Below are 22,612 nucleotides of genomic sequence, written 5' to 3'. Positions count from 1 at the left end.
ATCAGGAGGCGACCGGAAAGACGAAACACCGATCCCGGCGCATCATCAGCCACATCGGCGTGCCCGGTTTGGGCAAAAACACCGAGGGCACCGTGGCTTTCAACATCGAGCCGTCAAAATCCATCCGAAATTCCACAAGGCTCTCACGTCCCATGAACCGTGCGCGTTCGACAATGGCACGCGCGGGTGCGCCGTCTTGCGGCGTCGGATTGGGCCCGCGCCCGTCACGATCAAAGTCGATGCGCAGATGTTGTGGCCGAATGACAATCTCGACCTCCGTGCCATCCGGGCGCGGCGGACAGAGGAATTCGCCAAAGGCGGTGGTCACGGCCATATTGCGAACCGTGCCGCGGATCACATTGATATCGCTGAAAAACGCGGCGGCCTGACGGTCCACCGGAGCGTTGTAAATATTATAGGGCGCGCCCTGTTGGACGATCTTGCCGTCTCGCATCAGGGCGATCTCATCGGCCATCCGCATCGCCTCATGCGGCTCGTGGGTGACCAGCAGAACAGCGGTGTTTTCGGCCTTGAGCACATCCAGAGTGCTGTCGCGAATGTCATCTTTGAGGCGCTCATCAAGGCCTGAAAACGGCTCGTCCATCAACATGATCGACGGGCGCGGGGCCAAGGCGCGTGCAAGCGCGATCCGTTGCTGTTCACCGCCGGACAATTCATGCGGGTATTTGTCAATCGCGCGCAAAAGATCGACCTTTTCAAGCAACTCACGCACTCGCGCTCTTTTGTTCGATTTGTCGCCTTTTAACCCAAAGGCCACGTTGTCTTCGACCGACAAATGCGGGAAAAGTGCAAAGTCTTGGAACATCAAACCAATCGAACGGCGCTCCGGCGGCACCCGAAACTGGGTGTCACAGACCAGGCTCCCATCGACATAAATCTCGCCCGTATCCTGCATATCGACGCCCGCGATGATCCGCAGCGTCGTCGATTTGCCACAGCCAGACGGCCCCAAAAGACAGGTCACCTGCCCCGGCATGACGGTGAGCGACACATCAGACACCACCTCGCGCCCCTCAAAGGTGCGGGTGATGTTGCGGATTTCTAACCGGGGGGTGGTCACGGGATCAGTCACAGGATCGGTTGCGCATATATGGTTTGTCTGACGAAAACTCTAAGGCTCCCTATCAGTCCAAACCCGCCTTAGCAACAGGAGGACGCGGGGGCGTCCGCGGTGCTTGCGATCAAACTGTCAAATGGGCTGGTGCCACCACAGCCCGTGAACAGGCCAAAATGGGTTGAAAAATCGCCGATGAAGGCGAAATGCGGTGCAAAGCGCGTATCTTTGAGCATTTTGAACGTGTTGCCGCAGAGCGGAAACACCCGCCCCGTGTCCATCACATGCCCCGCATCCAGAGCAAAGGCATGGGGCGCGCCGGGCACGGTGCCTTTGTACATCACAGCCTGACCATAGTCTTCGCACTCCGGTTCAAGATCAAGTTTGAACAGGCGATAGGTGGCGGACATGAACGAAATCGGCGCGACCTTCGCCTCCAGTTCCGCATTTTCCACCGTCAAAGCGCGATGGGTGACCCGGCGCGGATCGGCAAACCCGGCCGCCCGCGCCATATGTTCGAAATCCTTCCAATACAGCGCGCCGGAGAGGCATTCACCATACAGCACCGGATCGGCCCGCAGCGCCTCAGGCACGCGTCGGTCGGCATAAACGTCGGAAAAATACATCTCGCCGCCCGGCTTCAACAACCGATAGGCCTCACGCAACACGGCAGGTTTGTCCATCGCGAGGTTCAAAACGCAATTGGAGACGATGATGTCAAAAGACCCCGCATCCAGCGGCAAATCATCGAGTTTTTCGATGTAGCCCTCGTGAAACGCCACGTTTGAGGCGGCGTAGCCAAAGGCTTCGGCGTGATAGCCCTGATGGGCCCGCGCCACGGCCAATTGTTCTTCGGTCATATCGACACCGGCGACAAACCCGGCCTCGCCCACCATCTGCGCCAGCGCATAGACATCGCGCCCGGCACCGCAGCCAAGATCCAAAATCCGTGTGCCTTCAAGCACATCGGGAGCAATCAGACCGCAACCATAATAGCGCGTGAGCACATCGTCATGAATGTTGGAGAGCGCCTTTTTGAGCGCATCAGGCATGTCCCCAGCGGTACAGCAGGCGTTGGTTTTCAAATCCGAACTGCCCTGAAGCACCTTGCCGTAATAGTCCTGAACATCTGCGTGGCTCATGCTGGCCTCCCCCATTGTCGCGGTCTTAGATTTCGCGACTCATGGAACAAGCGCAAGTAAAAACACCGCACATGCCAAAACATGCCAAAGCCGTGATGCCCGCCGCCCAAAGTGCGGGCGGCGGAGCGGATCACATCGTGGTCGTCGTTGCCCCGCCATCCAAGAGGATGTTTTGCCCGACCATAAAGCCCGCAAATTGCGAACACATGAACGCACATGTGGCGCCAAACTCCTCAGCCGTGCCGTAACGCCCGGCGGGAATGGCCGCTACTTTTGCGGCGCGAATCTCTGCTGCGGGTTTGCCAGAGGCCTCCGAGGCCGCCTTGTCCAAGGACACCGTACGGTCGGTGGCATGAAGCCCCGGCAACAGGTTGTTCATGATCACGCCCTTGGCCGCCACTTGCCGTGAGGTCCCGGCAACATACCCCGTCAGCCCGGTGCGCGCAGCATTCGAGAGGCCTAAAACGGCAATCGGCGCCTTGACGGAGACGGAGGTGATATTCACCACCCGGCCCCAGCCCCGGTCCATCATCCCCGGCACCAGCGCTTTGATCAACGCAATCGGCGTCAACATATTGGCATCCAACGCCTTTATGAAATCCTCGCGGTCCCAATCGGTCCACATGCCCGGCGGCGGGCCACCCGCATTGGTGACCAGAATATCGACCTCTCCCGCAGCTTTGAGCAAGGCGGCGCGGCCATCGTCCGAGGTCACATCGGCGGCAACGGTGGTGACCGAAACGCCGAAATCTTGGCGAATCCCGGCGGCGGCACGCTCCAACGCCTCGCTTCCGCGCGCATTCATCACCAAATCCACCCCCGCCTCGGCCAAGGCACGGGCACAGCCCAGACCAAGCCCTTTGGAGGAGGCACAGACCAAAGCCCGCTTTCCACTGATCCCAAGATCCATCCTTATCTTCCCTTCGTGATCGTCGCGTTGATGTCGTCGCATATCGCCTTGTTTTAGGGCTACCCCCGTCGGATGTCACCTTTCATCACTCTCTTCGGACCACAGGCCTCGACGAGGCCGAGTCGAATATCCGTCATATGCGACCGATACATTGGCACTCACGCGTTCACCAAAATGGCACGATTTCCGCCCAATTCCCCCAACATTGAACCAGTCCTGACAAAATCCTGCCACTGTTTCCAAATAGCTTGTTCCAAATAGCTTGAATGCGTTGTGATGAGTGTTGGTGTCACGAGGGTGCGGAGTAGAACAGTGTACAAACAAGGCTTTTCCAGACATAATACCTGCCTGATGGTGGTGGAACAGAACGGATTCGAGATGCGTCGGCACAGTAGGCCCTGTGTGACCGCTTTCATCCGTGCAACTGTCAAAGAATGTGGTCGGGGGGAGTGATGAACACGCAGATGAGAGGCAAAACACAAAACCACATGGCCCCGACCGGCCCCGTGCAGACACTTCCGGTGTACCGCGCCATTGATTTTTGTGTCAGACATGGCATCAACCTTGGCGAACCCATTGGACATGCTGATGAAATTGAACTGGCCGATGCCTATTGCCTGAAAAAAACCGCCAAGCGTGAGCGCCTGTCCATTGTGGTGGATGAAACGGGTTTGAGCATTGCGGCTAACTCCCAATTGGGCCACCAAACCGGGGCCGCGCTTCACCTCGATTGTGTGGCCACGTTTATGGCCGGTTCAGGCGCGACAGTTGAGGCGCTGATTCTGATTGAGACCGATGCAACGGGCCTGATCGAAGACACCTATCTGTTGCCTTTTGCCCCGATTGATCCCGACATCGAATATGTGTTGGTCAAAATCGACCGAGACAGCGCGCGGGCGCGTCTGGCAGAGGTCGCCTATGTCGCCTTTACCCGAGGCACACGGATCACATTGGCCAATGGGCTACAAAAACCAATCGAAGAGTTGGCCGTGGGCGACCGTGTTTTGACCCGCGACCATGGACCGCGTGAAATCCGTTGGATCGGTCAACAAACCGTCCGCGCCACCGGTGCCTTTGCCCCCATTGTGATCAAACAGGGCGCTTTGAACAACGAACATGATCTGATTGTCTCGCCAAACCACCGGATTTTCATCTATCAACGCCGTGACCATGCCCGCGCAGGACGTGCCGAAGTTCTTGTAAAGGCAAAACTTTTGGTCAATGGCGTCAATGTCGTTCAGACCGAGGGTGGGTTTGTCGATTACTTCCAATTGCTGTTTGACAGCCATGAAATCATCTACGCCGAAGGCATCGCCGCCGAGAGCATGTTTGTTGATGGGCAGGTGCGATCCGCCCTCCCCGCAGACATACAGGCCCGGATCAGAACCACCCACGCCGTCGCTGAGTCGCCACGCGCGTTTGAATTGCATGATGGCATGTTGGAGCCCTCTGTTGCGGCGGAACTGCTGCGCTCGGCCTCGGCGTAATTGAGTATTTAAGCTGCAATGAAACCTAAATGGCGCTCCCTTTTGGGGGCGTTTTTCGTTTGGCAAGGAGAATTTGGCAAGGGGACCTGAAACAGGACCAATGCCGTGAAGATGCCCCATCCCCCCCAACGCCACAGACCACCGCCTATTCCAATGGGAGGACGCCCCTGATCGTTTTGGCGACGGTGGGCGGCAACAGGCTGCATATCCCCATTGCCGCCTCGCCCCTGCCCCGCTATATCCGCCCTCATGTCAAACGCCACACATACCGCCCTTGTTCTGCCTGACGAAATTGCGCGTCGGCGCACCTTTGCCATTATTTCTCACCCGGACGCCGGTAAAACGACGTTGACGGAGAAGTTCCTGTTGTACGGGGGCGCGATCCAGATGGCAGGTCAGGTGCGGGCCAAAGGCGAAGCGCGGCGGACGCGCTCGGACTTTATGCAAATGGAAAAGGACCGCGGGATTTCCGTGTCGGCCTCGGCCATGTCCTTTGATTTTGATGGCTATCGCTTCAATCTTGTCGACACGCCCGGTCACTCGGATTTCTCCGAAGACACTTACCGCACGCTGACGGCGGTGGATGCGGCTGTGATGGTAATCGACGGGGCGAAGGGTGTTGAAAGCCAAACACGCAAGCTGTTTGAAGTCTGCCGGATGCGCGACCTGCCGATCCTGACCTTTTGTAACAAGATGGACCGTGAGAGCCGGGATACTTTTGATATCATTGATGAAATTCAAGAGAACCTGGCGATTGACGTGACCCCGGCAAGCTGGCCCATTGGCGTGGGCCGCGAGTTTGTTGGCTGTTACGATGTGATCAATGATCGCCTTGAACTGATGGACCGGGCGGACCGCAACAAGGTCGCAGGCAGCATTAAGATCAAGGGCCTCGATGACCCGAAACTGGCCGAACATGTGCCTGCGCATCTGTTGGAGCAGCTTAAAGAAGAATTGGAAATGGCGCGCGCATTGTTGCCCGCGTTTGACCGTCAGGCGTTCTTGGACGGCACCATGACGCCGATCTGGTTCGGCTCCGCGATCAACTCCTTTGGCGTCCAGGAATTGATGGCCGGGATCGCCAAATTTGGCCCCGAGCCGCAGGTGCAAAAGGCCACACCACGACCGATCAGCCCGGATGAGACCAAGGTCATGGGCTATGTGTTCAAGGTGCAGGCCAATATGGACCCGAAACACCGCGACCGCGTGGCCTTTGTGCGCTTGGCCTCGGGGCATTTCAAACGCGGTATGAAACTCACCCATGTACGCACGAAAAAGCCGATGGCGATCTCCAACCCGGTGCTGTTTTTGGCCTCTGACCGCGAATTGGCCGAAGAAGCCTGGGCTGGCGACATCATGGGCATCCCGAACCACGGCCAATTGCGCATCGGCGACACCTTGACCGAAGGCGAGGACATCCGCGTCACCGGCATCCCAAGCTTTGCACCCGAGCTGTTGCAAACCGTGCGCGCGGGCGACCCGATGAAGGCCAAGCATTTGGAAAAGGCTTTGATGCAATTCGCCGAAGAAGGGGCCGCGAAAGTGTTCAAACCCGCCATTGGGTCCGGTTTCATCGTCGGCGTGGTCGGTGCCTTGCAGTTCGAGGTTTTGGCCAGCCGGATTGAATTGGAATACGGGCTGCCGGTGCGGTTTGACGCGTCGCAATTCACCTCGGCGCGCTGGGTCACGGGGCCCAAAGCCGAGATGGACAAGTTCATCAACACCAACAAACAACATATCTCCTATGACCACGACGGCGACCCGGTGTTCTTGACCCGCCTACAATGGGACATTGACCGAATCGTGCGCGACTACCCGGCGCTGACCCTGTCGGCGACCAAGGAAATGATGGTTTGACGCCGTTTCTGAAATTGCACAAACCGAACCAAAAAGGCTGACCACAGCAATGCGGTCAGCCTTTACCATTTGAAATCGAACATTCTCGTCCAAAACCCGATTTATGCGATCGTCAGATCCATGCTGATCTCACAGTCCAAAACCTTGGACACGGGACAGCCGGTTTCAGCCGCCTTTGCCGCCTCTTCGATCAGCGCCTTGTCGCCCTCTGCGCGGATCGAAACCGTCAAATGCGCTTTCACAATCTTCGGCCCGCCCTCCATCGACAAGTGAATGGTGGATTTGGTTTCGATCTGATCGGCGGTGATGCCACGTTCGGCCAATTGGCCGGACAGCGCCATCGAGAAACAGCCCGCATGGGCCGCACCGATCAACTCTTCGGGGTTGGTGCCCATGCCGTCTTCGAAACGGGTGTTGAAACCATAGCGCGCGTCTGAGAGCACGCCGCTTTGCGTCGAAACAAGCCCTTTGCCCTCTTTCAGATCACCACTCCATGTCGCGGATCCATGTTTTTTAATCATCGTGCGTCTCCTCTTTGGTTTCCTCTGACCCCACTGTGCCAGACGCACAAAGAGATTCACAGTTGCAATCAGTGCGCAAATCGCAGCATTCCTTGACCTTTTCGTGATTGAAGCGTATGAGGCGTTCCACAGACGTATCGGCAATATGGCCGAACGGGCCGCGCGGGATTTGCGGCCGAAAAAACAGCCGCAATATCGCGAAAGGCACGACTTGACCAAATTTTCCGACTTAAACCTTGCTCCCAAAGTTCTCAAAGCCATCGAGGACGCTGGCTACGAATCTCCGACCCCGATTCAGGCCGGTGCGATTCCCCCCGCCCTTGAGGGCCGGGATGTCTTGGGCATCGCCCAGACCGGGACCGGCAAAACCGCCTCCTTCGTTTTGCCGATGATCACCCTGCTCAGCCGTGGCCGCGCCCGCGCCCGGATGCCGCGCTCGCTCGTACTCTGTCCGACCCGCGAATTGGCGGCGCAGGTGGCGGAGAACTTTGACACCTACACCAAATACATGAAGCTGACCAAAGCTCTGTTGATCGGGGGGGTGTCGTTCAAAGAACAGGATATCCTGATCGACAAGGGCGTGGACGTTTTGATCGCCACACCGGGCCGGTTGCTCGATCATTTCGAACGCGGCAAATTGATCCTCTCTGACGTCAAAGTCATGGTGGTGGACGAGGCCGACCGGATGCTCGACATGGGGTTCATCCCCGACATCGAACGCATCTTTGGCCTCACGCCGTTCACCCGCCAAACGCTGTTTTTCTCGGCCACGATGGCACCGGAAATCGAGCGGATCACCAACACCTTCCTGTCGGCCCCGGCTCGCATCGAAGTGGCGCGCCAAGCCACCTCTGGCGAAAACATCGAACAGCATGTGGTGATGTTCAAAGCCTCGCGTCGCGACCGCGCGGCCTCGGAAAAACGTCATCTTTTGCGTACGTTAATCGACCTAGAGGGCGAAAAGCTCGACAATGCAATCGTGTTTTGTAACCGCAAGACCGATGTCGATATCGTCTCGCAATCCCTGAAAAAATACGGCTATGACGCGGCACCAATCCATGGCGATCTGGAGCAAAGTCAACGCAACGCAACATTGGACGGGTTCCGCAACGGCAAATTGAAAATCCTCGTGGCCTCTGATGTGGCCGCGCGCGGTTTGGATGTGCCGTCTGTGACCCATGTGTTCAACTTTGATGTCCCAAGCCACGCCGAGGACTATGTCCACCGGATCGGGCGCACGGGGCGTGCAGGCCGAGATGGCAAAACGATCATGCTCTGTGAGCCGCGCGACGAAAAGAATTTCGCGGATGTGGAACGTCTGATTGGCAAAGAAATCCCGCGTTTGGACAATCCTTTGGGCACCGTTGCCGAGGCGGAGAGCACGACCTCGCATCACGCCCCTGTTGAGGTCAAATCTGAGGACAAACCGAAACGGACCCGCTCGCGCAGCAGCAGAAGCCGCAAATCCGACAAGCCGGAGACGGCGGTTGAGGCGACAGAAGCGAAGGCCTCTGAGAGCCAGACGCAAGAGGCCCCCGAGGCCCGAGAAGAGGCCACTGTGGCGGCAAAGACTGTGGAGGCAAAGCCGGAATCGCGCGCCAGAGAACGCGCTCCGCGTGAACCCCGCGAGCAGCGCGAGCAGCGCACATCACAGGCCGCCTCTGATAGCAAATCCTCCGAGAACCGGGACCGCAACAGCAGTTCGCGCAGCCGCGGTCGGCGCGACGATGATAAAAAGGTTGTGGGTCTGGGCGATCACCTGCCCTCTTTCATTGCATTAAGCTTTGACGAACGCAGCGCCAGTTAAAGCCAAAGCATCCTTTGCAAAAATTCAAAAACCCGCGCCATGGCGCGGGTTTTGTTTTGTGCATTTGCAGATTCGGCCCAAAACCTCCCCGCAGCCAAAACTGCTACGGGGGAAAATTCAATTGGACAGGCGGGAGATCACGATTTGGACCTCCGGCTTTTTGCCGGTCTCTTCATGGGTCGATTTGCGAATGATGCGACGCATCTCTTCTTCGAGTTTGCCGTCATCCGAAAGGGTCTTGGGCTTGGCGCGCATCAGGAATTGGTTCACATCCTCTTCCAACACATCCACCAACGGCGCACGCGACAGGCCGACCTCGGGCAGGCCACGCACTTCGCACCAGCAATCGCCCAAAGGCTCGTTGTCCTCAATGATCACCGTGGCAACAATCAACCCGTTCATGGCCATGCGAATCCGGTCGCGCACAATGCCATCCATCGCGCCGATCTGGATTGACCCATCAAGATACGTCCGCCCGGTTTCGACATATTCAACCACGCGCGGCGCATTGCCCGACAGATCAAGACAGACACCATTCGGCGCAACCACAGCCTGAAACCCGTTGGATTCCGCAAGTTTCGCATGTTCGCGCAGATGGCGGTGTTCGCCGTGCATCGGGATGACGACCTGCGGTTTAACAACCTCGTGCAGGGTCGCAAGATCGGGACGATTGGCGTGACCTGAGACGTGGAACAAGCCATCCTGGTCAGAGATCACATTGACGTCCATCTCGGAAAACGCGTTGACGATCCGACCGACAGAAACTTCGTTGCCAGGGATGGTTTTCGAGGAGAAAATCATCGTGTCACCGGCGGCGAATTTCAGGCCGAGGTATTTGCCACGCGACAATTGTGCGGTCGCCGCACGATGTTCGCCCTGCGACCCGGTGGTCAGCAACATCAGGTTTTCGCGCGGAATATCGGTGGCATTTTCCGGCGACACCGTGGCGGGGAAATCGGAAATGATCCCGGTTTCAATCGCGGCGGTGATCATCCGGCGCATCGCGCGGCCCAAAAGCACCACGGAACGTCCCGCTTTCGCGCCCGCAACAGCCAAGGTTTTGACCCGAGCGATGTTGGAGGCAAATGTCGTGGCGGCGACCATGCCGTCAAGTCCGGCGATCAGCTCGGTGAGCGGGCCGATGACTTCGGATTCAGAGCGGCCAGGATTGGGCGAAAACACGTTGGTGGAATCGCACACCATGGCTTTGATGCCGTCTTTCGACACCTCTTCCCAAAGCGCGCGATCAAAGGCCTCGCCCACCACCGGGGTCTCGTCGAGTTTGAAATCGCCAGTGTGGATGATCCGCCCCGCAGGCGTGTCGATGACCAAGGCCGAGCTTTCGGGGATCGAATGCGAGATCGGCAGGAAGCCGACGGTAAAGGCCCCAACGGTCGTTGTGTCCGGCCATTTCGAGACGGTTTTGATCATCAACTCATCATGACCGTGCTCTTCGAATTTCAGCCGCGCGAGGTGGGCGGTGAAAGCACGGGCATAGATCGGCGCGCCGAGACGGGGCCAAAGATGACCGACCGCGCCAACGTGATCCTCATGCGCATGGGTGATGAAAATAGCGTCGATCCGGTCCTTGCGCTCCACCAGCCACGCAATGTCGGCAAAGATGAGATCGACACCGGGGGTGCCATCCATCGAGGGGAACGTCACGCCGAGATCGACGACGATATAGCGTTCGCTGCCCGCCGGGCCATAGCCGTACACATAACAGTTCATGCCGATTTCGCCGGCGCCGCCTAACGGGAGGTAAAGAAGTCTATCGCTCATATGTTGCCCTGATCCTTATTATATTGGTGAATGACCACGAGGCCGCGAATGGTCAGGAATTCGTCAAATGCGTCAAAGAGTTTGTGGCCCTGATTGAACAAAGGCGCAAGGCCTCCGGTGGCGATGACTTGCATCGGGCGGTCATATTCGACCTTAATCCGGTTACAGGTTTCGCGCACGAGGCCGACATAGCCCCAAAATACCCCCGATTGCATACAGGCCACCGTGTTGGTGCCAATCACTTTATCCGGCATGGTCACGTCCACATGCGGCAATGCTGCGGCTTTGAGGTGCAGGGATTCAAGCGAGGTGTTGACGCCGGGCGAAATCACGCCGCCGACATAAGCGCCATCTTCGGCCACGACATCAAATGTGGTGGCCGTGCCGAAATCAACCACGATCAGATCGCCACCGAATGTATCAAACGCGGCGGCGGAGTTGACCAGACGGTCGGGGCCGACCGTTGTCCCCTCGTCCACACGCGGCGCATGGGGCAAAAGACATTCGGGTTTGCCGACCACAAGGGGACGACAATCGAAGTAACGATTGGCCAGAACCCGCAGGTTAAACACCACCCGCGGCACGGTGGAGGAAATGATCACCTCGGTGATGTCGGCCTCGATTTTTTGAAAATTCATCAAGGTCGCCAGCCAGACATAATATTGATCCGCCGTGCGTTGATGTTCGGTCGAGGTGCGCCATGTGGCGATGAAATCGGTTCCGTCCCAGATGGAAAAGACGGTGTTGGTGTTGCCGGTGTCGATACAGAGAAGCATTTAAAAATAAACCTCAGCGGCGGGGATGGTGAGTTTGCCATTGGATGTGGCGAGCACAAGATTGCCAAAGGCATCGACGGTTTCAAACGTGCCATGATGCTCTTCGCGCATGGTACGCGCCCGGATCGGTTGGCCCAAACGCGCGGCCCGCGCGAGCCAGGCGGTGCGGATCGGCGCAAAGCCATAGGTGACAAATTGCGCCTCCCAATGGGCGTAAGCGGGGGCAAGCAGGTCCAGAAAGTCTTCGGGCACAACCAGAGCGCCGGTTTCATCCGCCAAGGAGACCGGGGCCACCGCGCCCTCTTCAAGCTGTGCCGGAACAGGGGCCGCAACAAGATTGATGCCAATGCCGATGGCCAAATGCACGGGCCCACGTTCCAAAAGGATGCCCGCGACCTTGCCGCCATTGAGCAAAACGTCATTGGGCCATTTCAGTGAAAACGGATCGGTCCGCCCGGTGGCGGCGACGAAAGCGTCATAAAGCGCAAGCGAGGCCACGAAGGAGCGCAAAGCCACCAATTCTGGCCGTTCCGTTGGAAACATCAGCAAGGTGGCGGCAAAATTGCCCTCGGGCATGGCCCAGGCCCGACCGCGCCGACCGTGGGCGGCGGTTTGCGACAGGGCCAAAATCCATTGCGAAAATGTGGAAGAGGCCGCGACACGCGCGGCCTCCGACATGGTGCTGTCCACGGAGGGCAGGACGGTGCGCCCTACCCCTTCGGGCCATCTGTACAGATTATTTGACAAGGGCTTCGGCCGCGAGCGCAGCCATGCCATCGACGCCAAACATATTGACGATCCCGACCAACATGATCAGCGCAGAGAGGGTCAACAGCGCAAAGGTCACCGGCGAAGACACTTTGTCCAAAGGATCGGTCTCAACGCCAAAATACATGTAATAGACGATGCGCAGGTAGTAGAAGGCACCGATCACCGATGCGATCACACCGAAGATGGCGAGGTAGATGAGACCTGCCCCCCAAGCGGCCTGAAGCACGGCCAGTTTCCCGAAGAACCCGAGCATCGGCGGCACACCGGCGAGCGAGAACATCAGCACCAGCAAAGCCAGAGCCTTGGCCGGGGAATTGCGCCAATACAAGTTCAGCGAGGCGATGTCTGTGACCGGCTGGCCATCGCGTTCCATGGTCATGATAAAGGCGAAGGTGCCGATGTTCATGGTGACATAGATCGCCATGTAGATCAGCGCCGATTGCACACCTTCGGCATTGCCCGCCGCCAGACCCATAAGCGCAAAGCCCATGTGGGAGATCGAGGAATAGGCCATCAGGCGTTTGATGTTGGTCTGACCGATCCCGGCAATCGCGCCCAAGAACATCGAGGCCACGGCGATGACCGCAAGCACCTGTTGCCAGTCGGCGGTGATGCCACCAAAGGCGTCATGCAACACGCGGGCGAAAAGAGCCATCGCGGCCAATTTCGGCGCGGTGGCGAAAAAGGCGGTGGTCGGTGTCGGAGCACCCTCGTAGACGTCCGGGGTCCACATGTGGAACGGCACAGCGGAAACTTTGAATGCCAGACCGGTCATGATGAAGACGAGACCAAAGAGCACCCCGAGCGGCGCGTCAACAGAGACGACCGAGAGGATACCGGCGAAAGACGTGGTGCCGGCAAAGCCGTAGACCAAGGACGACCCGTAGAGCAAAAGCCCGGACGAGAGCGAGCCCAGCACGAAATATTTCAGACCCGCTTCGGTCGATTTCACGCTGTCACGGCGGAAGGACGCGATGACATACAAGGACAGCGACATCAGCTCCAAGCCCAGGTAGAGCGCCATCAAATCGCCTGCAGAGACCATCACCATCATGCCGATTGTCGAGAACAGCACAAGGATCGGATATTCGAATTTGGCGAAGCCGCGTTTGTCGAGGAAGTCATAAGACATCACCAAAACGGCGGCCCCGGCCAAGAGGATGCCAACCTTGCCAAAGCGCGAGAAGGCGTCGTCAATGAACATGCCGTGGAAGGCCGGGGTGGCCCCGCCCCCGCCCAAACCGATGAGCAAAGCAACAATGACAAAGACCGCAGCCGTCACCCAGGTGATCAGCCCCGCCAGTTTGTCTTTGCCGGTGTAGACCGCGAAGAGGAGCGCGAGCATGCCGTAAATGGCAAGCAAGGTTTCTGGGAGGACGATGGAGAAATCGTTGGAGGTCATGGTCCTGATCCCTTAGTGGCTTGCCGCTTCGACGACCAGATCGGCCGGCAGAGCTGCGTGATAATTGTCGATGAGGGCGGTGACCGACGGGCTGATGATATCCAGCACCAGCGCGGGGTAAACGCCCAGGAGAAGGGTCATGGCAATCAGCGGCGCAAAGATCCATTTTTCGCGCGCGCTCAGATCGGTGATCGCCTTGAGGCTTTCTTTGATCAGATCGCCCAAGACCACGCGGCGGTAGAGCCAAAGCGCGTAAGCGGCGGAGAAGATCACGCCCGAGGTCGCGACCAGCGCGATCCACGTATTGGCCTGATACATGCCGATGAGGGTGAGGAATTCACCGACGAAGCCCGAGGTGCCCGGCAGGCCGACGTTGGCCATGGTGAAGAACATGAACACCAGCGCGTAGGCGGGCATCCGGTTCACCAGACCGCCAAAGGCGTCGATCTCACGGGTGTGCATCCGCTCATAGATCACGCCAACGCAAAGGAAGAGCGCACCAGAGACAAAGCCGTGCGAGATCATTTGAAAGATCGCACCATCGAGGCCTTGTTGGTTCAGCGAAAAGATACCGGCAGTGACATAGCCCATATGCGCGACCGAGGAATAGGCGATGAGCTTTTTCATGTCCTCTTGCACCAAGGCCACCAGCGAGGCGTAGACAATCGCGATCACCGAGAGGACCATGACGAAATCGGCCAGATTGGCGGAGGCCACCGGGAACATCGGGATCGAGAAGCGCAGGAAGCCGTAGCCGCCCATTTTCAACAGGATCGCCGCCAGAACCACGGAGCCCGCCGTCGGGGCCTGAACGTGGGCGTCGGGCAACCAGGTGTGCACCGGCCACATCGGCATTTTCACCGCGAAAGAGGCGAAGAAGGCCAGGAACGCGAGGGTTTGGAAACCGCCAACGATGTTAAAGCCCAGCACCTTGATCGTCTCGGAAGAGAAATCATGGGCCAGCAATTGCACGATGTCGGTGGTGCCTGCGTCGATATACATCGCAACCATCGCCACCAACATGAGCACCGAGCCCAAGAAGGTGTAGAGGAAGAATTTGAACGCCGCGTAGATGCGGTTTTTGCCGCCCCAAATGCCGATGATCAGGAACATCGGCATCAGGCCGCCTTCGAAGAACAGGTAGAACAGCATCAGGTCGAGCGCACAGAACACGCCAAGCATAAGCGTTTCCAACAACAGAAACGCGATCATGTATTCCTTGACCCGCAGCTTCACATCCCACGCGGACCAGATCGCCAAAGGCATCAAAGCTGTGGTGAGCATGACGAACAGGACCGAAATCCCGTCGACGCCCATTTTGTACTTCATCCCCATGATCCACTCAGCTTCTTCGACCATCTGAAAGCCGGTGTCAGACGCATCGAAGCCAAAGAGAATAAAGAGCGAGATCACAAAGGTGATGACGGTGGCAAACAGCGCAAGCCGTTTGGCGTTCAGTTGCGCCACCGCATCATCGCCCCGCAAAAACAGCGCGAGAACAAGAGCCGCCACAGTGGGCAGGAAGGTGACAAAGGAGAGGACGTTATCCATTAGTGTGTCCCCCCGTTGATCGACATCCAGGTAATCAAGATCACAATCCCCAAGACCATGCTAAATGCATAGGTAAAGATAAAGCCCGACTGCGCCCGGCCAGCAAGGCGGGTGAAGAAGGGCACGATGCCCATGGCGACGCCGTTGATCGCACCGTCAATGGTGTCCTCGTCGCCGCGTTTCCAAAAGAACCGACCCAGCGCCAAAAACGGGCGCACGATGAGCGCATCATAGATCTCGTCGAAATACCATTTGTTCAGCAAGAACCGGTAGGCGACGGGTTGGCTGTCGGCCAGACGTTTCGGCAGGCTCGGGCTTTTGATGTAGAAAATCCAAGCGGTGATGAAGCCGATGAGCATCGCGATGAAGGGCGAGACCTTGACCCAGGTCGGCGCGTGGTGCGCGTCATCAAGCACGGTGTTCTCTGGCCCAACAAAGATCGCACCCTGCGGGGCGGAGCCTGTCGCGGCCACCGCTTCGCCATGTGCCGCAGGAGCGGCAGCTTCACCATGCGCCGGAGCCGCTTCGCCCTCGGCCATGGCCACTTCATGTTGCATGGGAAGACCGAAGAATTCGGTGAATGTCTCATGATCGCCAAAGAAGCTGTTGTACCAGATCATCCCACCGAACACCGCACCCAGCGCCAAGACGCCAAGCGGCACCAGCATGACAAGCGGGCTTTCATGGGCATGATCATGGGCCTGATGATCGCCACGGGCTTTGCCGTAGAAGGTCATGAAAATCAGACGCCACGAGTAGAAGGACGTGAACAGCGCCGCGATGACCAGCATCCAGAAGGCATAGCCCACACCGGAGGCATAAGCGCTTTCGATGATGGCGTCTTTCGACAGGAAGCCCGCGAAGCCAAAATGCGTCAACGGAATGCCGACCCCGGTGATCGCCAGCGTACCAATGATCATCATCCAGAAGGTGAACGGGATTTTCTTACGCAGCGCGCCATAATTGCGCATGTCTTGTTCGTGGTGCATCGCGTGGATCACGGACCCCGCCGACAAGAACAACATGGCTTTAAAGAAGGCATGCGTCAAAAGGTGGAACATCGCCGGACCATAAGCGCCGACACCTGCGGCCACGAACATGTAGCCGAGTTGCGAACAGGTCGAATAGGCGATGACGCGTTTGATGTCGTTTTGCACAAGGCCGACGGTGGCGGCAAAAAACGCCGTGGTGGCCCCGATGTAGATCACGAACATCTGCGCTTGCGGCGCGTATTCAAAGATCGGCGACATGCGGCAGACCAGGAACACACCGGCGGTGACCATGGTCGCGGCGTGGATGAGAGCGGACACAGGCGTCGGGCCTTCCATCGCGTCCGGCAACCATGTGTGCAAGAACAACTGCGCCGATTTGCCCATCGCGCCGACGAACAACAGGAATGCGATCAGATTGGCCGCGTTCCAGTCGGTCCAGAGGAAATGCAATTGCGTTTGGGCCAACATCGGACCCGCGGCAAAGACATCGTCCAAACGAATGCTGTCGGTGAGGAAGAACAATGCAAAGATGCCGAGAGAAAAGCCAAAGTCACCCACACGGTTGACGATAAAGGCTTTCATCGAGGCGGCCCCGGCAGAGGGCTTTTTGAAATAAAAGCCGATCAGCAGGTAAGAGGCCAGCCCCACGCCTTCCCAGCCAAAGAACATTTGGGCGAGATTGTCGGCGGTGACCAGCATCAACATGGCGAAGGTGAAGAGCGAGAGATAGGCAAAGAAGCGCGCGCGGTACGGTTCGCTGTCTTTGAAATTCTCGTCATGGGCCATGTAGCCGAAGGAGTAGAGGTGCACGAGGGCGGAGACCGTGTTGACCACAATCAACATGATCGCGGTGAGACGGTCGACCCGGATGCCCCAATCAACCGACAGCGCCCCGGATTCAATCCAGCGCAGCACGGTGATGTGATGCGTTTGCCCGTCATGGCCGAGGAACACGACCCAAGACAGCAAAGCCGCCAAGAACAAAAGACCCGTGGTCAGATATTGCGCGCTCTTTTCGCCAATCACACGCCAGCCAAAGCCCGCGATGATCGCGCCCACAAGAGGCGCAAAAAGGATGATCGTTTCCATGGACTTTACCCTTTCATCACGTTGACGTCTTCGACGTCGATCGTGCCGCGGTTGCGGAAGAAGCTCACAAGAATGGCCAACCCGATCGCCGCTTCAGCGGCGGCCACGGTGAGCACCAGCATCGTGAAAATCTGCCCCGTCAAATCCCCGAGATACGAGGAGAAAGCGACAAGGTTGATATTGACCGACAGCAGGATCATCTCGATGGACATCAAAATGATGATGACGTTCTTTCGGTTCAAAAAGAGCCCGAAAATGCCGATGACAAACAGCGCCGCTGCGACTGTCAGGTAATGTTCAAGTCCGACCATGCCGTCCCTCAGTTCTTTCTCTCACGCCGCGTATCGCGGCTTTTGGTTCAGGGCGCGCTGCGCTCAGGCGCGCCCTTCGTAATTTCGTCAGGCAGGCTTAAAGCCCCTGCCCCGGTTTGACGTCCTTGAGTTCCATGGCTTTGCCCGGATCGCGGTACATCTGTTGCAACACGTTTTGGCGTTTGACGTCCGAACGGTGGCGCAGCGTCAATACGATGGCACCGATCATCGAGACCAAAAGCACCAGACCCGCAAGTTGGAACAACATCAGATATTGGTCATACATCAACAGGCCCAAAGCGGCGGTGTTGTGGATCTCTGCCGCGTCCGGCGTCACCGACTGGCGCAGCGCCTGTGCGCCCTCGGCCGTGGTCCAGTCACCAAAGGCAAGGCCCATCTGCAACAGCAACACCACACCGATCAGCAAAGCAAACGGCAGGTATTTCGCCATCCCGGCTTTCAACTCGGCAAAGTCCACGTCCAACATCATCACCACGAAGAGGAACAGAACCATGACGGCCCCGACATAGACGATGATCAACAACATCGCGACGAATTCCGCGCCCAACAGCACGAAAAGCCCGGAGGCCGAAAGGAAGGTCAGGATCAGCCAAAGCACCGAATGCACCGGGTTTTTGGAAACCACGGTGAACAGCCCGGCCACCAACATCACGATGGCGAAGGTGTAAAAAGCGAAATCTACGACAGTCATTCACTGCCCTCCTGCGTCTCGGAGAAGACGGCCTGCGCCAACTCCAGTGCCTTTGACATTGCGGGCACACCGCCCAACATCGACATTTGATAGATCACTTCCGCGATCTCCTTTTGTGTAGCCCCCGCTTGTATCGCGTGGCGCACGGTCATTTTAAACGGAACCTCGGCCTGAGCTCCCAAAACCGTTTGCCCGGCAAGCACGACGAGCAGGCGGGTTTTGGCATCCAAGCCGTCCTTGTTGAACGCATTTCCCCAAAACATTTCCAACTGTTCCTTCGACATGGTCGGGAACAGTTTGTCGAACGCCGGCATCTGGAAATTTTCCAAAGCCGGATTGAAAGAGGCGGCCATCTTTTGGCTTTGCTCAATCATCTCTGCGAAAAGTTTGGTGAAATCATTCATGGGGATCCCTTACCGATACGGTGCATCCAATTCGAGGTTACGGGCAATTTCCGCTTCCCACACCTCGCCGTTTTCAAGCAGTTTTTCCTTGTCGTAAAACAGCTCTTCGCGGGTCTCCGTGGCGAATTCGAAATTTGGACCTTCGACGATGGCATCCACCGGACAGGCCTCTTGGCAGAAGCCGCAATAGATGCATTTCGTCATGTCGATGTCATAGCGCGTGGTGCGGCGCGAGCCGTCCTCGCGCGGTTCGGCATCAATGGTGATCGCCTGCGCCGGGCAAATCGCTTCGCACAGTTTACAGGCAATGCAACGCTCTTCGCCGTTCGGATAGCGACGCAACGCATGTTCCCCCCGGAAGCGAGGCGACAACGGCCCCTTTTCATGCGGGTAGTTGATCGTCGCTTTCGGCGCAAAGAAATACCGCAACCCGATTTTGAAACCGGCAATGATGTCGGTCATCAGGAAGTATTTCACAGCGCGGCTGTAGTCGAAGGGAGTGTCGGTTTGAGCCATGATCAGCCTCCAATCGCCCAGCGGGCATAGAACCCACCGAAGACTTCGAATTTTGCAAGGAATGCCACCAGAACGACCCAGAACAGCGACAGCGGCAGGAAGACTTTCCAACCAATGCGCATCAATTGATCGTAGCGGTAGCGCGGCACGATGGCTTTGACCATCGAGAAGATAAAGAAGAAGAACAACATCTTGCCGACGAGCCAGAGGATACCGTCCGGCAGGAATTCAACCGGGGAGTTCCAGCCGCCGAAGAACAGGATCGACACAAGCGCGCACATCAGCACCACGGCCATCAATTCGCCCATCATGAACAACAAAAACGGCGTGGAGGAATATTCAACCTGATAGCCCGCGACGAGTTCCGATTCCGCTTCGGGCAAATCGAACGGCGGGCGGTTGGTTTCGGCCAGGGCGGAGACGAAGAACAACACCACCATCGGGAAATGCGGCAACCAGTACCAAGAGAAAATCCCGGCCCCGTCCTGCGCGGCGACGATGTCGCCAAAGTTCATCGAGCCGGTGGAGATGACCACACCGATGATGATCAAGCCGATGGAGACCTCATAGGAAATCATCTGCGCCGCAGAGCGCAGCGCGCCCAAGAACGGGTATTTCGAGTTCGACGCCCAACCGCCCATGATCACGCCGTAAACCTCAAGCGAGGAGATGGCGAAGATATAAAGGATCGCTACGTTCAAATCGGCAATCACCCAACCCTCGTTCCATGGGATCGCAACCCAGGCGATACAGGCGGTGACAAAGGTGATCATCGGCGCGAGGTAAAAGACAAATTTGTCCGCCCCCGCAGGCACAACCACCTCTTTCACGATGTATTTGATAAAGTCCGCAAAGGACTGCAACAAACCAAAGATGCCCACGATATTGGGGCCTTTACGCATCTGGACCGCAGCCCAGATTTTACGGTCGCCATACATCAAGAAGGCGAGTGCGACGAACAAAGGCACCAAGACCAACAGACATTGTCCGAGGACCAGGAGCGCAATGCCCAGATTTGTTGTCGTGAAAAATTCGACCATGTCTTAGCCTCTCACACCATCGGTATTCTATTTTCCCGGCAGTTTGCCACCACGACCTCAGCGTCGAGTTTGCTTACACCATCGGGGAGCGCTGGCGAGATGGTGTAAACAGCATCCGCGCGCCAAATTCCAGCCTCTTGTGCGACATTCGTGCGCACATGTCGTGCAAATCCGAAACCACGGATCAGCGTATATTGCGCGGCGGCGCATTCTGCATAAGCCACCACATTTTTTTCGCCCTCATGGCCCCGAAAGGACACAAGAAAATTGACCAGATCACCGTCCAAAAGCCGGGTCTCAACACCAAGATACTCACGCGCCTGCGCCGCACGGCCCACCTGCGCGTTCGGGGTCGCAGGAGCCGCCATCGCACAGCCCGCAAGCGGGATGAGCGCAGCCAGCGCCAGCGCCTGAACGGCGGTGGGATATGCGGTGGGTGCGGTCATTATTCCGCAGCCATTGCTGTGTCTTTGCGGGCTTTCGCCTGCGCCGACAGTTCGGCCATCAATACGGATGCCCGTGCGATCGGGTTGGTCAGGTAGAAATCCTTGACCGCATTGCGGAAGGTCGCGGTGCCAAGTTTTTTGGCGGCCAGCGCCGACCATGCGTTCTCAGCCACCTCGTCGATCCGCGCCAGATGCGGCACCTCAGCGATCAAAGCGTTACGCAGTTGCGCCAGTGAGTCGTAGCCCAATTTGGCCCCGACTTCCGCAGACAACGCCCGGATGATCGCCCAGTTTTCTTTCGCCTCGCCCGGAGGGAAGGCGGCGCGCAGCGCAAGCTGCGGACGGCCTTCGGTGTTGACGAACACCCCGTTTTCTTCGGTATAGGCCGCAGCCGGCAGGATCACGTCAGCGCGGTGCGCGCCGCGGTCGCCGTGGCTGCCTTGGTAGATGACAAACGCGCCCTCGCCCACTTCGACCTCATCCGCGCCGAGGTTGTAGATCGCTTCGGCCCCGTCGAGCGCCGCCGCAAGGCCGCCCTCGGTGGTGGCATTCACATCCATCGCACCGACGCGCGAAGCGGCGGTGTGCAGGATCATCAGCTTGGATTTGGTGGCTTCCGCCAGTTTCATCGCGGCGGCCAAAACGGCCTCGCCATCGGCTTCGTTGATTGCGCCTTGGCCGACGATCACGAGTGAAGGCTGTTCCAACACCGCGCCATAGTCTTTGTTCAAAAGGCTGTCCAAAGCCGCACGGTCGGTGCCGACATGGGCATATTTATAGGTCAGGTCAACGGCTTCTCCGACCAGACCGATATTGGCGCCATTGGCCCAAGCACGGCGGATACGGGCGTTCAACACCGGCGCTTCGTCGCGCGGGTTGGTGCCGATGAGTTGGATGAATTTCGCATCATCAATGTCGGCGATCGTCGCGGTGCCGGCATAGGCGGCGCGGTTGCCCGCAGGGAGTTTCGCGCCATCAATGCGGCATTCAATCGAGCCCCCCAGAGTTTCAACCATCTGTTTGAGCGCGAAAACCGCCTCAACCGGGGCCAAATCACCCACCAGAGCGGTGACTTTTTTGCCCTTGAGACCAACGGCGGCGGCGGAGAGCGCCTCAGCCCAGGTGGCTTTGCGCAGTTTACCGTTTTCGCGGATGTACGGCGTGTCCAAACGCTGACGACGCAGACCGTCCCAAACGAAACGGGTCTTGTCGGAAATCCATTCTTCGTTCACGCCATCATGGTTGCGCGGCAAGATGCGCATCACTTCGCGCCCCTTGGTGTCAATGCGGATGTTGGACCCAAGCGCGTCCATCACGTCGATGGATTCGGTCTTGGTCAATTCCCACGGACGGGCGGTGAAGGCGTAGGGTTTCGAGGTCAGCGCACCGACCGGGCAAAGATCAATGATGTTGCCCTGAAGGTTCGAAACCAGTGTTTCGTTCAGATAAGAGGTGATTTCGGCATCTTCGCCGCGCCCGGTCTGGCCCATCTGGGTGATGCCCGCGACCTCGGTCGTAAAGCGCACACAGCGGGTGCAGGAAATGCAGCGCGTCATCGTGGTCGCGACGAGCGGGCCAAGATCAAGATCCTCGGTCGCGCGTTTCGGTTCGCGGTAGCGCGAGAAATCCACACCATAGGCCATGGCTTGGTCCTGCAAATCGCATTCGCCACCCTGGTCGCAAATCGGACAATCGAGCGGGTGGTTGATCAGCAGGAATTCCATCACCCCTTCGCGGGCCTTTTTGACCATCGGCGAATTGGTTTTCACCACCGGCGGCGCGCCCTCCGGCCCCGGACGCAAATCTTTGACCTGCATCGCGCAGCTTGCGGCGGGTTTCGGCGGGCCGCCGACGACTTCGACCAGACACATGCGGCAGTTGCCCGCAATAGAGAGCCGTTCGTGGTAGCAAAACCGCGGCACTTCGACACCAGCCTGTTCGCAGGCCTGAAGCAGTGTCAGGCGCGGATCGACCTCGATCTCGGTCCCGTCAATGATGATTTTGCGCGTATCTGCCATGTT

Annotated in this window: 20 protein-coding genes; 3 read left to right on the top strand and 17 right to left on the bottom strand. The window is 57.9% G+C overall.

All coding sequences use genetic code 11. The annotated features are described in order from the left end of the window. Position 1: 1 nt before the first annotated feature. The 3 genes from BLT54_RS05525 to BLT54_RS05515 form a co-directional block, all read right to left on the bottom strand. Positions 2–1,081 carry an ABC transporter ATP-binding protein gene (locus BLT54_RS05525; RefSeq protein WP_074642469.1) on the bottom strand — a complete coding sequence of 360 codons (1,080 nt, stop codon included), beginning with the start codon at positions 1,079–1,081 and terminating at the stop codon, positions 2–4. Between the two features lie 80 nt (positions 1,082–1,161). Further along, entirely contained in the window at positions 1,162–2,217 is a 1,056-nt protein-coding gene (locus BLT54_RS05520; protein ID WP_074642466.1) for a methyltransferase domain-containing protein, read from the bottom strand. Between the two features lie 130 nt (positions 2,218–2,347). Beyond that, complete coding sequence (locus BLT54_RS05515) at positions 2,348–3,127, bottom strand: SDR family oxidoreductase (RefSeq protein WP_009570842.1); 780 nt, start codon at positions 3,125–3,127, stop codon at positions 2,348–2,350. A 464-nt stretch (positions 3,128–3,591) separates the two neighbouring features. Between BLT54_RS05515 and BLT54_RS05510 the strand changes: the two genes are divergently transcribed. Both BLT54_RS05510 and BLT54_RS05505 read left to right on the top strand, forming a co-directional pair. Continuing rightward, a complete protein-coding gene (locus BLT54_RS05510; RefSeq protein WP_245707954.1) occupies positions 3,592–4,614 on the top strand; it encodes a Hint domain-containing protein in 1,023 nt (340 codons plus the stop codon). Positions 4,615–4,863: 249 nt separating this feature from the next. Continuing rightward, positions 4,864–6,471, top strand: a complete 1,608-nt coding sequence (locus BLT54_RS05505) for a peptide chain release factor 3 (RefSeq protein ID WP_074642047.1) — start codon at positions 4,864–4,866, stop codon at positions 6,469–6,471. 101 nt (positions 6,472–6,572) lie between these two features. Here BLT54_RS05505 and BLT54_RS05500 read toward each other — a convergent pair whose 3' ends face one another. Beyond that, a complete protein-coding gene (locus tag BLT54_RS05500; RefSeq protein WP_143026749.1) occupies positions 6,573–6,992 on the bottom strand; it encodes an OsmC family protein in 420 nt (139 codons plus the stop codon). A 211-nt stretch (positions 6,993–7,203) separates the two neighbouring features. On the opposite strand from BLT54_RS05500, the gene BLT54_RS05495 reads away from it, so the two are divergent. Beyond that, a complete protein-coding gene (locus BLT54_RS05495; protein WP_074642458.1) occupies positions 7,204–8,799 on the top strand; it encodes a DEAD/DEAH box helicase in 1,596 nt (531 codons plus the stop codon). 117 nt (positions 8,800–8,916) lie between these two features. Here BLT54_RS05495 and BLT54_RS05490 read toward each other — a convergent pair whose 3' ends face one another. The 13 genes from BLT54_RS05490 to nuoG form a co-directional block, all read right to left on the bottom strand. After that, on the bottom strand, positions 8,917–10,581 hold the full coding sequence (locus BLT54_RS05490) for a ribonuclease J (protein WP_074642044.1): 1,665 nt from the start codon (positions 10,579–10,581) through the stop codon (positions 8,917–8,919). After that, positions 10,578–11,357: a type III pantothenate kinase gene (locus tag BLT54_RS05485; RefSeq protein ID WP_074642042.1), complete on the bottom strand. Its 780-nt coding sequence runs from the start codon at positions 11,355–11,357 to the stop codon at positions 10,578–10,580. The genes BLT54_RS05490 and BLT54_RS05485 overlap by 4 nt, the downstream gene beginning before the upstream one ends. Beyond that, positions 11,358–12,134: a biotin--[acetyl-CoA-carboxylase] ligase gene (locus BLT54_RS05480; RefSeq protein ID WP_074642040.1), complete on the bottom strand. Its 777-nt coding sequence runs from the start codon at positions 12,132–12,134 to the stop codon at positions 11,358–11,360. After that, positions 12,094–13,530 (bottom strand): NADH-quinone oxidoreductase subunit NuoN, encoded by a 1,437-nt coding sequence (nuoN, locus tag BLT54_RS05475; RefSeq protein ID WP_074642038.1) that lies wholly within the window; start codon positions 13,528–13,530, stop codon positions 12,094–12,096. Before nuoN ends, BLT54_RS05480 begins: the two co-directional genes overlap by 41 nt. A 12-nt stretch (positions 13,531–13,542) precedes the next feature. Next, positions 13,543–15,081, bottom strand: a complete 1,539-nt coding sequence (locus BLT54_RS05470; RefSeq protein WP_074642036.1) for an NADH-quinone oxidoreductase subunit M — start codon at positions 15,079–15,081, stop codon at positions 13,543–13,545. Beyond that, positions 15,081–17,162 (bottom strand): NADH-quinone oxidoreductase subunit L, encoded by a 2,082-nt coding sequence (gene nuoL / locus BLT54_RS05465; RefSeq protein WP_074642033.1) that lies wholly within the window; start codon positions 17,160–17,162, stop codon positions 15,081–15,083. Before nuoL ends, BLT54_RS05470 begins: the two co-directional genes overlap by 1 nt. A 5-nt stretch (positions 17,163–17,167) precedes the next feature. Further along, the gene (nuoK, locus tag BLT54_RS05460) at positions 17,168–17,473 is read right to left on the bottom strand and encodes an NADH-quinone oxidoreductase subunit NuoK (RefSeq protein ID WP_009570853.1); all 306 of its coding nucleotides are present in this window, start codon (positions 17,471–17,473) and stop codon (positions 17,168–17,170) included. Positions 17,474–17,570: 97 nt separating this feature from the next. Further along, positions 17,571–18,185 carry an NADH-quinone oxidoreductase subunit J gene (locus BLT54_RS05455; RefSeq protein ID WP_074642031.1) on the bottom strand — a complete coding sequence of 205 codons (615 nt, stop codon included), beginning with the start codon at positions 18,183–18,185 and terminating at the stop codon, positions 17,571–17,573. Further along, positions 18,182–18,589: a carboxymuconolactone decarboxylase family protein gene (locus BLT54_RS05450; RefSeq protein ID WP_009570855.1), complete on the bottom strand. Its 408-nt coding sequence runs from the start codon at positions 18,587–18,589 to the stop codon at positions 18,182–18,184. The genes BLT54_RS05455 and BLT54_RS05450 overlap by 4 nt, the downstream gene beginning before the upstream one ends. Positions 18,590–18,598: 9 nt before the next feature. Next, positions 18,599–19,105: an NADH-quinone oxidoreductase subunit NuoI gene (gene nuoI / locus BLT54_RS05445; protein ID WP_074642028.1), complete on the bottom strand. Its 507-nt coding sequence runs from the start codon at positions 19,103–19,105 to the stop codon at positions 18,599–18,601. Between the two features lie 2 nt (positions 19,106–19,107). Next, complete coding sequence (gene nuoH, locus BLT54_RS05440) at positions 19,108–20,145, bottom strand: NADH-quinone oxidoreductase subunit NuoH (RefSeq protein WP_074642026.1); 1,038 nt, start codon at positions 20,143–20,145, stop codon at positions 19,108–19,110. Between the two features lie 11 nt (positions 20,146–20,156). Beyond that, positions 20,157–20,591, bottom strand: coding sequence for a hypothetical protein (locus BLT54_RS05435; RefSeq protein WP_074642023.1), 435 nt, complete (start codon positions 20,589–20,591; stop codon positions 20,157–20,159). After that, on the bottom strand, positions 20,591–22,609 hold the full coding sequence (gene nuoG / locus BLT54_RS05430; RefSeq protein ID WP_074642021.1) for an NADH-quinone oxidoreductase subunit NuoG: 2,019 nt from the start codon (positions 22,607–22,609) through the stop codon (positions 20,591–20,593). The genes BLT54_RS05435 and nuoG overlap by 1 nt, the downstream gene beginning before the upstream one ends. Positions 22,610–22,612: the final 3 nt, after the last annotated feature.

This window comes from Celeribacter baekdonensis, from assembly GCF_900102315.1.
Classification (GTDB): domain Bacteria; phylum Pseudomonadota; class Alphaproteobacteria; order Rhodobacterales; family Rhodobacteraceae; genus Celeribacter; species Celeribacter baekdonensis.
This window is presented reverse-complemented; position numbering and strand designations above follow the sequence as displayed.

Bases quoted from the DNA above. Each gene is read 5' to 3' on its own strand.
- BLT54_RS05515 (WP_009570842.1), bottom strand. From the start codon at position 3,127: ATGGATCTTGGGATCAGTGGAAAGCGGGCTTTGGTCTGTGCCTCCTCC.
- nuoH (WP_074642026.1), bottom strand. From the start codon at position 20,145: ATGGTCGAATTTTTCACGACAACAAATCTGGGCATTGCGCTCCTGGTC.
- BLT54_RS05480 (WP_074642040.1), bottom strand. From the start codon at position 12,134: ATGGCATGGCTGCGCTCGCGGCCGAAGCCCTTGTCAAATAATCTGTAC.
- nuoG (WP_074642021.1), bottom strand. From the start codon at position 22,609: ATGGCAGATACGCGCAAAATCATCATTGACGGGACCGAGATCGAGGTC.
- BLT54_RS05490 (WP_074642044.1), bottom strand. From the start codon at position 10,581: ATGAGCGATAGACTTCTTTACCTCCCGTTAGGCGGCGCCGGCGAAATC.
- nuoL (WP_074642033.1), bottom strand. From the start codon at position 17,162: ATGGAAACGATCATCCTTTTTGCGCCTCTTGTGGGCGCGATCATCGCG.
- BLT54_RS05500 (WP_143026749.1), bottom strand. From the start codon at position 6,992: ATGATTAAAAAACATGGATCCGCGACATGGAGTGGTGATCTGAAAGAG.
- nuoN (WP_074642038.1), bottom strand. From the start codon at position 13,530: ATGACCTCCAACGATTTCTCCATCGTCCTCCCAGAAACCTTGCTTGCC.
- BLT54_RS05510 (WP_245707954.1), top strand. From the start codon at position 3,592: ATGAGAGGCAAAACACAAAACCACATGGCCCCGACCGGCCCCGTGCAG.
- nuoI (WP_074642028.1), bottom strand. From the start codon at position 19,105: ATGGCTCAAACCGACACTCCCTTCGACTACAGCCGCGCTGTGAAATAC.
- BLT54_RS05470 (WP_074642036.1), bottom strand. From the start codon at position 15,081: ATGGATAACGTCCTCTCCTTTGTCACCTTCCTGCCCACTGTGGCGGCT.
- BLT54_RS05485 (WP_074642042.1), bottom strand. From the start codon at position 11,357: ATGCTTCTCTGTATCGACACCGGCAACACCAACACCGTCTTTTCCATC.
- BLT54_RS05505 (WP_074642047.1), top strand. From the start codon at position 4,864: ATGTCAAACGCCACACATACCGCCCTTGTTCTGCCTGACGAAATTGCG.
- BLT54_RS05520 (WP_074642466.1), bottom strand. From the start codon at position 2,217: ATGAGCCACGCAGATGTTCAGGACTATTACGGCAAGGTGCTTCAGGGC.
- BLT54_RS05435 (WP_074642023.1), bottom strand. From the start codon at position 20,591: ATGACCGCACCCACCGCATATCCCACCGCCGTTCAGGCGCTGGCGCTG.
- BLT54_RS05455 (WP_074642031.1), bottom strand. From the start codon at position 18,185: ATGACTGTCGTAGATTTCGCTTTTTACACCTTCGCCATCGTGATGTTG.
- nuoK (WP_009570853.1), bottom strand. From the start codon at position 17,473: ATGGTCGGACTTGAACATTACCTGACAGTCGCAGCGGCGCTGTTTGTC.
- BLT54_RS05450 (WP_009570855.1), bottom strand. From the start codon at position 18,589: ATGAATGATTTCACCAAACTTTTCGCAGAGATGATTGAGCAAAGCCAA.